Genomic DNA, 13,264 nt, shown 5'->3' with positions numbered 1-13,264 from the left:
TTATGCCAGCCATCACCTGTTGTGATGGCTGGATTTTTCACATTATCGATTCAAGGAGTCACGCAGTGATCAGACTCACTCTTTTAGCCGCCGCCGTTATCAGCTCCTATAGCTGGGCAGAGCCGGCAGAACAGAAGTATCTTGCCCAGCCTCTTCACACCGAGATGAAACCGCTGGTTAGTCAGAAACAGCGCTACATTGACGACCTTTACTTTATGCATTTTCCTGAAGCGCCATTGGCGTTGGCCTACAAGCAGTTACCCGACACCAGCATTATGGTAAATGGCAAGCCCAATGGCAGACTGAATGTTGCCAGCCGCAGCAGTCAGCAGTACCTGCAAAAGCTGGCAAATGGCCGTGATATTCAGCGTCAGCGGCTTTCGAGTGTGTTAGGGCGTAACCTGAATTTTGAATATCAATACGGATTACTGATTAACGCAGCGACGGTAAGGCTAACGAAGGAAGAGGCAGCAAAGCTTGAACAAAGCAACAGCGGCGTTCGACTTGAAAAAATGCAGATGCGTCATCTGATGACAGATGCCGGACCATCCTTCATTGGTGGGGAGGCCGTCTGGAATGGCGTAGGCACCGATCTTCCAACCAAGGGTGAAGGCGTTATTGTTGGTGTTATCGACACGGGTATTGATGCTGATCATCCATCCTTTACGGCAAAAGCAATCGATGGCTATGAACACGTGAATCCATGGGGCACGGGTAATTACACCGGTGATTGTGTTGATAACGATTGGTTGTGTAACGATAAACTGATTGGTGTGGTGAGTTATCCTGAGCTGCGTGGCTTTTACCCCGGTGAGCCTTATGAAGGATTCCCCAAACCTGAAGTTATTGACGTAGGCTGGGACATGCATGGTCACGGTACCCACGTGGCTTCAACGGTTGCAGGTAACCCACAGGTCAATCTGACACAGAAAAATGCGATTGGCGATGAAGCACAGCTGAAAATCCCGAAAATCAGTGGCGTTGCGCCACGGGCCAATATCATCTCATATCAGGTGTGTTTACCGATTTCCGGTGATGATCCCAATTATGGCGGTTGCTTCCCGGATTTAACCGTATTGGCATTGGAACATGCCGTGCAGCATGGTGTTCACGTTATCAACTATTCCGTAGGCGGTGCTCCGGACAGCCCATGGGATTCCGCCGACTCACTGGCATTCCTCGCGGCGCGCACAGCCGGGATTCATGCGGTAACCGCTGCTGGTAACGCAGGCCCCAGTCCTCAGACAGTGGGTGCTCCGGGTAACGCGCCTTGGGTGACTACGGTGGCAGCCTATACACACGATCGTGGATACAGTGATAAAACGTTGCGCTGGGTAGCAGGTGGCGAAAGTGCCCTTGCTGATATCAGTGGTGCCGGGGTCAGTTATGGTTTGACAGGCCAGGTTGTTGATGCCGCAAACTATAACGACGGCAAGTGTAACAGCCCATTTGAAGCCGGTACATTTAACGGCGAAATCGTGGTTTGTCGTCGTGGCGATATCGCCCGGGTGGAAAAGGGTAATAACGTGCTCGCCGGCGGTGCCGGTGGTTTGATTCTGATAAACGTCGACGCTAACGCCGACAATATCGAGCCCGATCTGCACGTATTGCCTGCTATCCAATTGACCATGGCCGATGGCGAAACGCTGCTATCTTGGCTTGGCAGTGGATCTGATCATGCACTGACCATCAGTGAGTCGGCGCATATCCGCGTGCCCGAAAATGGTGATATTGCCGGCAGCTTCTCCTCAAGGGGGCCTAACTATCCGTACCCACACACTATTACGCCGGACATTGCGGCTCCGGGTGTAGATATTTTTGCCGCTCATACCACCGAGTGGCCATTTGTCGATCCAAAGAACGCTGTACCAAGCGAATTTGATTTTATGAGTGGTACCTCGATGGCGAGTCCTCATGTAGCTGGTGCCTTGGCCTTGTTGGCTGCACTGCGTCCGGACTGGACTCCATCTGAGGCTCAGTCGGCCATTATGACCACTGCCAACAGCAATACCTTCAAGGATGATGATGGCGATGGCGTGAAAGAGTCTTCAACCCCCTTTGATGCAGGTGCCGGACGTATCCAAATCGATAAAGCGGTGCAGGCTGGATTATTGTTGCCTATCAGTGAAGCTGAATACCTGAATGCGGATCCTGCCCTCAATGGTAATCCCGCGACTTTGAATCTTCCTACCATGGTGGGTCTGAACTGTTTGGCGAAATGTGAGTGGACAAGAACAGTGACTGCCGTGAAAGATGCGACCTGGACGGTAACAACTGCTCTGCAAACTCAGGGTGTGAATGTCAGCGTGACGCCATCGACCTTCGCCTTGAAGGCGGGCGAGTCACAGCAATTGACCATTACTGCTACCCCAACTGCCGAGCTTGCTGCGTTATGGAGCTTTGGCGAGGTGCGTTTGACGTCAAGTGGCTTGCCTGAGCAACACCTGACGTTTGCCGCCGAGTTCACCGGTGGTAATGTGCCCACCGAAGACGTGGTGAAAATCACCGCTCATCGGGATGCAGACAACTTTACTCTGGCGGGTTTTAACTCGATAGGTTCGGATAACCTTCAAGTTGAGGCGCTGGGACTGAGCAAAGTGGATGTCATTGAAGGGGAAACCTCATGGGATCCTACGGCAAATTACCGTGCTCAGAATCCAGAAACCTACCATGTGGTTCCGGTCAACACCAATTCGTCGGTGACTATGATAGGTGCATGGATTAACAGTGCTGAGGCGCCGGATTTAGACCTGTTTATTGTTCGTGATGCGAATTTGGATGGAAAACCCAGCCAAATCGAGTTGGATAATGCCGTTTGTATCAGTGGCCGCGAGGACAGTAAAGAAGCCTGCTTCATTGATACACCGGTGCCGGCAAACTATCTGGTGGTTGTTCATAACTATCAAGGAACTGACCCCGCCAACTTCGACAAGCACAGTGTGTCAGTGGTGAAAGTGCGCAAAACAGATACGCTGTTGGAAGCTGATGTGCCCGAGTCAGTGGCGCCGGGTGAAGAATTTGCACTCACACTTAACTGGGATCAGCCGATGAGTGAGGGCGAGGTGTATTTTGCCGTAGCGACGTTAGGCACGCACCCGAATCTTCCCGATAACATCGGTTCAGTCTATTTCGAATTGCACCGTGGGGCAGACGATGTCGCGGTCACTGTTGATAGGCAGTCAATCGTCAGTGGCGACACCTTGACTTATTCCATTGATATTCTTGCCAATGATTCCGCAGCCGATAAAGTCTACACCTTGACAACCACGCTTGCGGATGGATTCTCAGTGCTGGATGCTGATGGTGGTACACAAAACGGTAACACAATAACCTGGCAGCTGGTTCAGGAAGCCAATGGCCCCACGCGTACTCTTGCCTTGGTTGTTGGTTCAGCGGGTGTCACCAAGAGCGCTGAAATCGCTTTGGAGATAATCCACAGTGTTGACAGCGCGCCAGGGAAAACCTTGAAAGCCATCGCTGATGCAGTGCAGGTTAAGGCCTTGCCAATAGCCAAAATCAACGGCAGTAGCGCTGCCAAGGTTTCCCTTCAAACCCCTGGCAGTATTGACCTGAGCGGCGCAGATAGCTTCGATGGTGACGGCAAGGCGTTGAGCTACCAGTGGCGTCAGGTCTCAGGGCCAACCTTGACTATGAGCGGTAACAACACTGCAAATCTTAAGGTCTCCATTGCGGCTTTGCAGAGCCAGGCTGTTGCGGTAATTGAACTGGTAGCGGAAAGTGCCAATGGCAAAAGTGCTCCCGCACAGGTGACAGTGCAACTGCTTCCTGAACAGCAGCAAAGTTCTGGTGGCGGTGCCTTGGGCTTGTTCAGCTTGCTTTTTGCCTTCTCTGTTGGATTCATCAGGATAGGACTGCGTAAAAAAGTGTGATCAAACAAGGAAAGAGCGCCCTAAAGGCGCTCTTTCTTTTTTATGCATTCGAAAAATATCTGGCCTTATGCTATTGTATTTACTGGCTATAAGACGACTTGGCCAGTCACGAAACGGAAAGCACGAAACGGAAAGCACGAAACGGAAAGCACGAAACGGAAAGCACGAAACGGAAAGTTAGGCGGTGCAGTAAATTAGAAGAGTTGCACCAGTTGATACTCTGCTTGAACCTCGGTAGGTTGATACTCGGTATCAAGCGAAATAGCAAATCTCCTCTTGGTCATCATCACGTTGACCAAGAAGTCGCGGTGACTTTGCTTAGAGTAAAATTAATCGAAAACAACCAAGGGATAGGTTTTATGAATCGAAATATAGCACTCTGCTTTACCCTACTAATCTCGTCATTTGTTGCCATTCAACCGGCATTTGCAGATAAACAAAATCTTCAGGATGTTTCCCAGAAGCTTGAGAAAGTTTCGCAGGGGCTGGTTGGCCGCATTGGCGTGTCTGCTCAGGAAATTGGCTCAGGGGAGAGGATCACAGTAAACGGTGATGAAACCTTTGTAATGGCAAGTACCTATAAGGTTGCAATTGCCGTTGCTTTGCTGGACCGTGTCGATAAAGGTGAACTTAAACTTTCCGATTTAATTGATATCTCGCAAGATATGATGGTCGCAGGCGACAACGCGATTGCACAGAACTTCGTTCATCCCGGCATCAAGTTGTCGGTAGCCAATTTGATTGAACCCATGATCACCGAAAGCGACAATACAGCGACGGACATCTGTCTTAAATTGGCGGGAGGTCCGGAGGCGGTGACGAAAAAGCTTCGCAGCATTGGGATAACAGACCAACGAGTTGATCGCTATGTTACCGAAATTTTGAGAGACTTCTATGGTTTACCTGACAAGGCCTATACTTCAGTACTTGCAGAGGCCATTGCCAAAGACCCAACACTTGCAGCCAAGCAATCAGTTCGAAACCTTAAGTTTGAGCAAGAAGATCCACGTGACCAGACCTCACCAAATGCCATGCTGGAATTGCTTCTGGCTATCGACAGCGGCAAGGCCTTGAGTGAGACAAGCCGCGAATTTTTGCTTGCCTCCATGTCACGTACTCGCACAGGTAATGGAAGGTTGAAAGGCCTTTTACCAAAACGAACACCGGTTGCCCACAAAACAGGCACTATTGGTGGTGTGGCCAATGACGTGGGTTTTGTAACCCTGCCGGATGGTCGACGTTTTGCCATTGCGGTATACACCAAGAGCAGTACGACGTCCGATGCTGATCGGGATCGGGCTATTGCGGAAGTGACGCGTACGTTATACGACTTTTATTATTTGCAAGCAAAAAACAAATAATCTTTGTCTTTTTAACGATTAGCTAAGGAAGGTGCGAATAAGTCCCGTGTTTGCTGTGCGAGGACTTGTTCGCACCTTCCCTAAGGCGTTGTCAGTGTAGTTTTGACGCTCAAATAATGAGTGGAAAATTTTCAAGTTCTAGGTTAAGGCTTACACAATTTAAAAGAGGAAGAGCAATGAAAAGGACTCAAGTCATTTCAAGCGCATTTTTCGCAGTGTGTGCTGTCGCTATGCCTGCATTCGCTGTGACCTATGATGTGGTGATTAATAATGGCAGGGTAATAGACCCAGAGACCAAATTCGACGCTGTTGCCAATGTGGGGGTTAAAGACGGGAAAATCGCCGTGATCACCAATAAGCAGATTAACGGCAAGGAAACGCTCGAGGCCAAGGGAATGGTGGTGGCACCGGGCTTCATCGACACCCACTTCCACTTTCAAATGCCTATCGGTTATTCGCTCGGGTTGCGCGACGGCCTTACCAGCAGCATGGATTTTGAGATGGGCTGTGCGGGGTCCTACGTCGCCGCCTGGTATGAAGCGCGTGCCGGTGTGACCCAAGCCAACTATGGCTGCGCGGTCAGCCACGAGTTTGCCCGCGCGATGGTGCTCGATGGGTCGGACGGCGCTGAGTACCTGATAAACGGCCCCGTCGCCGCTTACACAACTCGGGCAAAAACGGGCTGGAGCGCGACGCGTCCGACGCTGGAACAGGGCAACGCGATTCTTCAGGAGCTTGACAAGGGGCTTCAGGCGGGCGCACCCGGTATTGGCAGTACCACGGGCTACATGAGAGCGGGCATCTCTTCCCGCGAGATGTTCGAGGTGCAGAAGGTTGGCGCACGCTATGGTCGCCCGACAGGCTCACATACACGCTATACGCTAGGCAACGACACGACCGAGGTTAATGGCGCGCAGGAACTTATTGCAAATGCAATCGCGCTCGGCGCGCCCGCGATCGTCCTGCACTTCAACAACCCCGGCTGGCGAGTGACACACGAACTGATTTCAAGGCTGCAGGAAAGCGGCCACAACATCTGGGGGGAAATTTATCCCTATGCTGCGGGGTCCACCACGATCAATGCGGAGTTTCTGGAGCCCCGGAGCTGGGTCGACGACCTGGGCAACCGCTACGAAGAAACCATTCTGGATCCGGTCACGAACAAGTACTACACCCTGGAAACCTACAAAGCCACTGTCGCCTCTGAACCGACCAGGCCGGTCGTTGTGTTTAAGATGCCCGCTGACGACCAGTGGAAATGGCTTACGCTGAAGGGCGTGACCATGGCCAGCGATGGCGTTGGTGCCAAGCCGTACGACGCCGCGTGGGATTACCCGATGGACAAACTCGGCGGTACCCACCCCCGCACGGCAGGTTCCCGTGGGGCTACGATTCGGCTCGGTCGGGAACACAACATCCCGATGATGCAGCTGATGTCGATCCTCAGCTACAACGCTGCCAAGCATTTAGGCGATACTGGACTGAAGGCGATGCAAGAGCGCGGCCGCATCCAGACCGGCATGGTTGCCGATATTGTGGTCTTTGACCCCGAACGCTTCACGGACAATTCAACCTACGCAAAGGGCGCTCTCCCGTCGACTGGCATGAAAGCGGTGCTTGTCAACGGCAAGGTGACCGTGCGTGACGATGTGCTGCTTCCTGTTTTCGCCGGTCAACCGATCCGCTTTGAACCTGAAGCCAAACCGCGTTTCGTGCCAGTATCGGTAGAATCGTGGAATGCCGAATTCTCGACCGGGATGCCTAGTGACTTCACGGGTGCTTTTCCTGAGGATGGCGGAAAAAAATAAGAAAAACCACGTAAAAGCGGAGTCTGAAATGAAAAAGCAAAGACATCTACAGATCGGGATGCTCTTTATGAGCGTCATCTGTGCTTTGCCGGCCATGGCGCAAGACTATGACATTGTGATCAACAACGGCCGGGTCATGGATCCCGAGACCAACTTTGATGGTGTGCGCAACGTTGGGATAAAGGACGGCAAGATTGCAGCCATTACCAAGGACGCAATCAAGGGCAAAGAAACCATCAACGCCGAGGGGCACGTGGTTGCACCGGGCTTTATCGAGGGGCACCAGCACGCCACAGATCAGTTTAGTCGCAAGGTTAATTTACGGGATGGCTTGACCACCCAGATGGATTTCGAGTCAGGTGCCGGCGATATCGCTAAATGGTATGCAGACCACGAAGGTAAAACCCAGGCCAACTACGGCATGGTCGTGCTCGCAACGCTTGCCCGTGTATCGGTTTTGGACGGCCCTGAAATTGCGGCTTTGGGTAATGACATGGGCGAACTGTTCCGTGGTGTGGTAGGTGCCGCAGCCGCAAAGGCCCAGAAGGAAGGGCGCAAGCCGGGTTGGTCGTCAACCTTACCGAACAAAGAGCAGATGACCCGGATTATGAGTTATGTCGACGAAGGCCTTCGCCAAGGTGCCTTGGGCGTGGGCGTTCCCGTCGGTTATATGACCACGGGTGTTACCCAATACGAATTGTATAAATACCAGGAGTTGGCGGCGAAATACGGCCGGGTTACCAATGGACATGTACGTTTTGCTGGTGTACGTCCACCCAATGAGGGGCAGTTGGGGGTTCAGGAAATGATGGCCAATGCCATGGTTCTGGATGCGCCGTTCATGGCGTCACACCTGAACAGCAACATGGACTGGGAATACACCATTCCTATGATTAACGACGCAAGAGAAAAAAGAGGCGCCAAGGTATGGGGTGAGGTTTACCCCTATGCTGCCGGTTCTACCATTGCTTCTGCCGATATGCTTACGGAATCAGGCATGGCTCAAATGGGAATTACCTATTCAGACGTTGCGAATCTCGATGGCACCCGTTGGGATAAAGCGATGTATGAGGACGTTCGCAAGAATGATCCCGGCAGGGCGATTGTGATTTACAACAATCCGCCTGAAGCTATCGCTAAATGGCTGGCTATGCCGGGAGTGGTCGTCGTCTCTGACGGTATGGCTATTCAGGATGAAAAGCTCAACTACTACCCTTGGGATTCCCCCTATGAAGGCAAGTCAGTTCACCCGCGCAGCGCCGGTACCCGTGCCAAAGTATTGCGTATGGTGCGTGAAGAAAAGATCATGCCTTTGATGGAAGCCATTTCAAAGATGAGCTACCTGCATGCTAAATATTTTGACGAATTGGGTGGCATACCTCACTTTAAAACCAAAGGACGTATGCAAGAAGGTATGGATGCGGACATCGTCGTCTTCAATCCGGATACGGTCACAGACAACAGCACTTACGAGCCAGGCAAGGGCGCGCTGCCCTCAACCGGCATTCCCTACGTGCTGGTGAACGGCGTCGTGGTGGTGAAGGATTCCGAAGTGCAAAAGGTCTTTCCGGGCAAGCCGATTCGTTTCCCGGTAATGGAAAAGGGCCGGCTGGACCAGATTTCTATCGAACCCAGGACATTTGACCCTAACCAGTCTTAATACGAGAACTAGCGGTGGCTGAGCGATGGTGCGTGGTTCCCCCCCACGAATTCCGCCACTGAAACCAATTTCAAAATGGAGATAGCAATGAAAATTCAAGGACATCTACTAATCGGTACACTCTTAACGAGTGTCATGGGTACTATGCCGGCCTTGGCACAAAAATATGACGTCGTAATCAACAACGGCCGGGTCATGGACCCTGAAACCTTGTATGACGATATCGCCAATGTCGGTATCAAAGATGGCCGCATTGCCGAAATCAGCAAAAAGCCGCTGAAGGGTGTCAAGACGATCGATGCCACCGGTCATATCGTGGCGCCGGGCTTCATCGACACCCATTTCCATTGGCAGACGCCAATCGGTTACCGGGTCGGGTTGCGCGACGGCATGACCAGCTCCATGGATTTCGAGGCGGGCTGTGCGGGTTCCTATATCGCGGCCTGGTATAAGGCACGTGAAGGTGTGACCCAGTCCAACTATGGCTGCGCGGTCAGCCACGAGCTTGCCCGATCGATGGTGCTCGACGGGAGATTGAGCGACGAGATCTACATGAGAGGTCCCATTGCGGCCCTTGAAGCCCGTAAAAAGTCGGGCTGGAGCGTGACGCGCCCAAACCTGGAACAGGGCAACGCAATTCTTGAAGAGCTTGACAAGGGGCTTCAGGCGGGCGCACCGGGCATCGGCAGCACCGTGGGTTATATGAGAGAGGGCGTATCTTCCCGCGAGATGTTCGAGGTGCAGAAGGTTGGCGCACGCTATGGCCGTCCGACCGGTGCACATACACGCTATACACTTGGCAATGACACAACAGAGAACAACGGTGCGCAGGAACTCATCGCCAATGCTATGGCGCTGGGAGCCCCAGCGATAGTCCTTCACTTCAACAACCCTGGCTGGCGGCTTGCGCATGAAATGATATCGCGGCTTCAGTCTCAGGGATTCAACATCTGGGGCGAAGTTTATCCCTACGCCGCAGGCTCCACCACGGTGAACGCCTCATTCCTGCAGCCGGACAGTTGGGTCGAGCAGATGGGCAACCGCTATGAGGATACCGTGCAGGATCCGGTCACGGGTAAGTTCTACACCTTGGAGACATTCAAGGCCGACACAGCTTCCAATCCGACCAAGCCGATCGTGGTATTCAAGATGCCCCCAGAAGACCCGCCAAAATGGCTGACGCTGAAAGGCGTGACCGTGGCCAGCGACGCGCTTGGCGCCGAACCATACTTTGGCCCGTGGGATATCCCGCTGGAGAAGATCGGCAACATGCACCCCCGCGCGGCTGGTACCCGAGGCGCGACAATCCGCCTTGGTCGTGAGCATAACATCCCTATGATGCAGCTGATTTCAATCCTCAGCTACAACGCGGCCAAGCATCTGGGCGATACGGGTTTGAAAGCGATGCAAGAACGTGGTCGCATCCAGAAAGGCATGGTTGCTGATATCGTGGTGTTTGACCCCGCACGCTTCACTGACAATGCGACGTACGAGAAAGGCGCTCTCCCGTCGACCGGCATGAAAGCGGTGCTCGTTAACGGTCAGGTTGCACTGCGAGACGATAAAGTGCTTCCGGTTTTTGCAGGAAAACCGATCCGGTTTGACCCCGAAGCCCAGCCGCGCTTCGAGCCGATATCTTTAGAGGGGTGGAATGCACAGTTCTCCACCGGGATGCCTGATACCTTCACGGGTGCTTTTCCTAAGGACGGCGGAAAGTGATAGGGGCACGCTTATTGGTATCTCTCTGTGTTGCGGCCTTGTTGGCCGCAACACAGGCTTCGGCTGAAGCCAAGGCGATAGCATTCGCCGACCTTGTGGATCCTCAGGCTACCGTCTTCGAAGATCCTTTCAAAGACATGGGACATGAGTTGCTCAATGAGTTGAAGCTGCTATTGGAACTGGATGAGAAGCTCTCGCAAAATTCCCTTACGGAAGATGAGCGCTCCCGCCTCAAAGAACGGCGCAAAGCGGCGAAGGACTTGCTTGAAATCAACGGTAAGGATGTCGATGCACTATTAGCTCAGCGCTGGGACGTCGCCAGAAAGCGGCAGAACGCGCTTATCGCTACGAATCCCGTTTGGGATGGGGCCGAGGTTGAGCTGTCGGGCTATTTGATTCCGGCTCCACAGGGTGCAGATGGTAACTTTTACGGTTATCTCGTCCCCCAAGTAGGTATGTGCAGTCATCACACGTCCCCCCCGCCTAATCAACTCGTGCGCGTGAGGTTGCCGGATGACCCTAAGAGTCAATCTCTTTATGCACCGGCTCGAGTCTCTGGGCGACTCCAAGTAGAAGCAAGCGACGCCACGATATTCGTCCTGGATGGAGAGGCACGCATGATCAGTAGCTGGACGCTAAACGCCATTACTGTCGACCGCGGGGAAGATGTGGCCGGGAATGGTGTTGTTGGCGCGTCCGAGACAACCGTCAGTGCAGGAAACTGAGGGCTGACATGATATGAGTGATTGCGCTGTACCGGAATAATCGCTCGATAAACTTGCCAAGGCAGCCTAAGGAACATCGGGTGCCGTGAAAACAGGCGCTATTGGTGGTGTCACCAAAGACGTGGGATTTTATTAGACAAGCTGATGACAGACTTTTTATTGTGTTAAATCCCGGCAGGAGGATACGATGGGATCCTTGTAGAATTTATCAGAGCCCGATAAGACTTTTATTATTTACAGTCATAGATCAAGTTCAACTATGAATATTTAAAAAGGAAGAAATATGAAACAAATCGAGCAGAAAAAAAGGAAATTATTACTTGGTGTAGTAATTTCATCATTATTTGCAATGCAGCCCGCATGTGCAGAGAAAAATCAACAGCCCATGACAAAGGAAGAGGGCCAGGCGGCCTTTGATGCTGTCATCGCCGAAACAAATGAACTCATCAAAGAAATGCGTATACCGGGACTTGCTGTCGGTGTCATCCATGGAGCCAACACCTACAGCGCTGGTCTCGGTGTCACCAAGGTAGGCACCGACGAGGCCGTTACCCCTGATACACAATTTCAAATTGGCTCTGTGACAAAGACCTTCCTTTCAACGCTGGCCATGAAGCAGTCCGAACAGGGCATTCTGGATTTAAACGCTCGTGTCGTCGACATTCTGCCGTGGTGGAGGGTTTCAGATCCCGTGGCGACGTCTAAAGCGCGGGTTGTTGACCTGTTTCACCATCGTGCTGGCTGGTATGGCGACCATGGGTTCCTTCGTGTTCCTGAAGGTGGTTCGATATCCGAGAAAGTTATGCTTCAGGCGTCTTATGTCGAGCAAATCTATCCGTTCGATCAAACCTGGATGTACAACAACACCAGTATCACCTTCGCGACCCATGTGGTGTCGCATGCCGGCGGAAAGCCAATTGAGACGCTCATCGAAGAGAATCTGTTAACTCCTCTGGGCATGAATTCGTCATCCTTTAATTACGACGCCACCCCGCCGGCTAAAGATTACGCATGGGGTCATCCGCCAATCTACGGGGAAGGCAGCATCAATGATCTCAAGCCGTACTACATTCCGTTGATTAGAGAGTCCGCAGCCTCCGGCGCACTCCGCTCTACAGTGACCGACATGCTGAAATACGCCCGCTTTCAGCTGGACGGTAAGGACGCATCCGGCAAGCAGTTGTTGTCTAAAAAAGCACTGGACTATGCCCACGCACCTGCGGTCGAGGCTGAAACCGGCGACTTTACCGGGCTGACGTGGTTTGTCCACGACTACGGCGGGGTAACCAGTCCCAGCCACGGCGGGAATTGGCCCGGCACGCGTTCTTTTCTGCAGCTGATCCCAGACCGCGACTTTGCCGTGGTGGTTTTGGTCCACAGCGATCGCGGAGCTGAGGCCTACAAAAAAGTGGCCAACGCAATGGTCAAAGCCTTTACGAAAATCGAGGCCAAGTCTCCCGTCTCCGTTGGTGCGACTCCGTCTGTGCTCGACCCATTTGTCGGCGTCTTTAAGGGCAATTCGCAAAACATCGAGATCCGCAAAGACGGCGACAAATATGTGTTTGTCCAGTTCTCTGCATTGACCAAGGGAGCGGATCCTGCCCCTGCCAATGTGGAAAACACGGCAGAGGGCTATTTTATCATTACCGAAGGGCCGAATAAGGGAGCGCTTGGCGAATTGCTGAAAGACCCGTCTGGCGAACTCAACTACGTGCGTTTCAACCACAGAATCTTTATTCGCGGTGAAGGTGCGGTCGACGAGTTCGACCTCTCCGGATCGGTATTCGACAAATAACCGACTCGGCAATAGCCACGGATTCGGCGGAGGGGCGATCCTGCATAGCGCAGATTGAACTCTCCGCCGAACCCATTGCATCGTCAACAGGAGAAATCCAATGCGAAAACTATTGCCTAGGAAGTTGACTGCGGCGCTTGTCGTCGCGGTGAGCTTCGCCCTGCCGGCGGTAGCTCAAGAACCCTCTGCGTCTCGATATTGTGCTGATGATATGTACTAGCCCAAATCCAGTCTGGAAATGTCACCCAAAAATCGGGTAGCTGTCAGAGAAGGTCTGAGCTAGTACAGATTAATGACTTATTTCGT

General features: G+C 52.6%; 7 protein-coding genes. All 7 read left to right on the top strand.

The window, feature by feature from the left end:
* Positions 1–2 precede the first annotated feature (2 nt).
* The 7 genes from JQC75_RS09570 to JQC75_RS09540 all read left to right on the top strand — a co-directional run bounded on the left by JQC75_RS09570 (position 3) and on the right by JQC75_RS09540 (position 12,958).
* Positions 3–3,890: a S8 family serine peptidase gene (locus JQC75_RS09570; protein ID WP_203323901.1), complete on the top strand. Its 3,888-nt coding sequence runs from the start codon at positions 3–5 to the stop codon at positions 3,888–3,890.
* A 359-nt stretch (positions 3,891–4,249) separates the two neighbouring features.
* On the top strand, positions 4,250–5,251 hold the full coding sequence (gene bla, locus JQC75_RS09565; protein WP_203323900.1) for a class A beta-lactamase: 1,002 nt from the start codon (positions 4,250–4,252) through the stop codon (positions 5,249–5,251).
* A 176-nt stretch (positions 5,252–5,427) separates the two neighbouring features.
* Positions 5,428–7,059: an amidohydrolase family protein gene (locus JQC75_RS09560; RefSeq protein WP_203323899.1), complete on the top strand. Its 1,632-nt coding sequence runs from the start codon at positions 5,428–5,430 to the stop codon at positions 7,057–7,059.
* Positions 7,043–8,719 carry an amidohydrolase family protein gene (locus tag JQC75_RS09555; RefSeq protein WP_239001989.1) on the top strand — a complete coding sequence of 559 codons (1,677 nt, stop codon included), beginning with the start codon at positions 7,043–7,045 and terminating at the stop codon, positions 8,717–8,719. The genes JQC75_RS09560 and JQC75_RS09555 overlap by 17 nt, the downstream gene beginning before the upstream one ends.
* An 87-nt stretch (positions 8,720–8,806) precedes the next feature.
* Entirely contained in the window at positions 8,807–10,438 is a 1,632-nt protein-coding gene (locus tag JQC75_RS09550; RefSeq protein WP_203323898.1) for an amidohydrolase family protein, read from the top strand.
* Complete coding sequence (locus JQC75_RS09545) at positions 10,435–11,163, top strand: DUF3299 domain-containing protein (RefSeq protein ID WP_203323897.1); 729 nt, start codon at positions 10,435–10,437, stop codon at positions 11,161–11,163. Before JQC75_RS09550 ends, JQC75_RS09545 begins: the two co-directional genes overlap by 4 nt.
* Before the next feature lie 283 nt (positions 11,164–11,446).
* Complete coding sequence (locus JQC75_RS09540; protein WP_203323896.1) at positions 11,447–12,958, top strand: serine hydrolase domain-containing protein; 1,512 nt, start codon at positions 11,447–11,449, stop codon at positions 12,956–12,958.
* The last annotated feature ends 306 nt before the right edge of the window (positions 12,959–13,264 follow it).

This window comes from Shewanella litorisediminis (genome assembly GCF_016834455.1).
Classification (GTDB): Bacteria; Pseudomonadota; Gammaproteobacteria; order Enterobacterales; family Shewanellaceae; genus Shewanella; species Shewanella litorisediminis.
The sequence above is the reverse complement of the archived record's forward strand: the minus strand, read 5'-3'. Positions and strand labels throughout refer to the sequence as shown.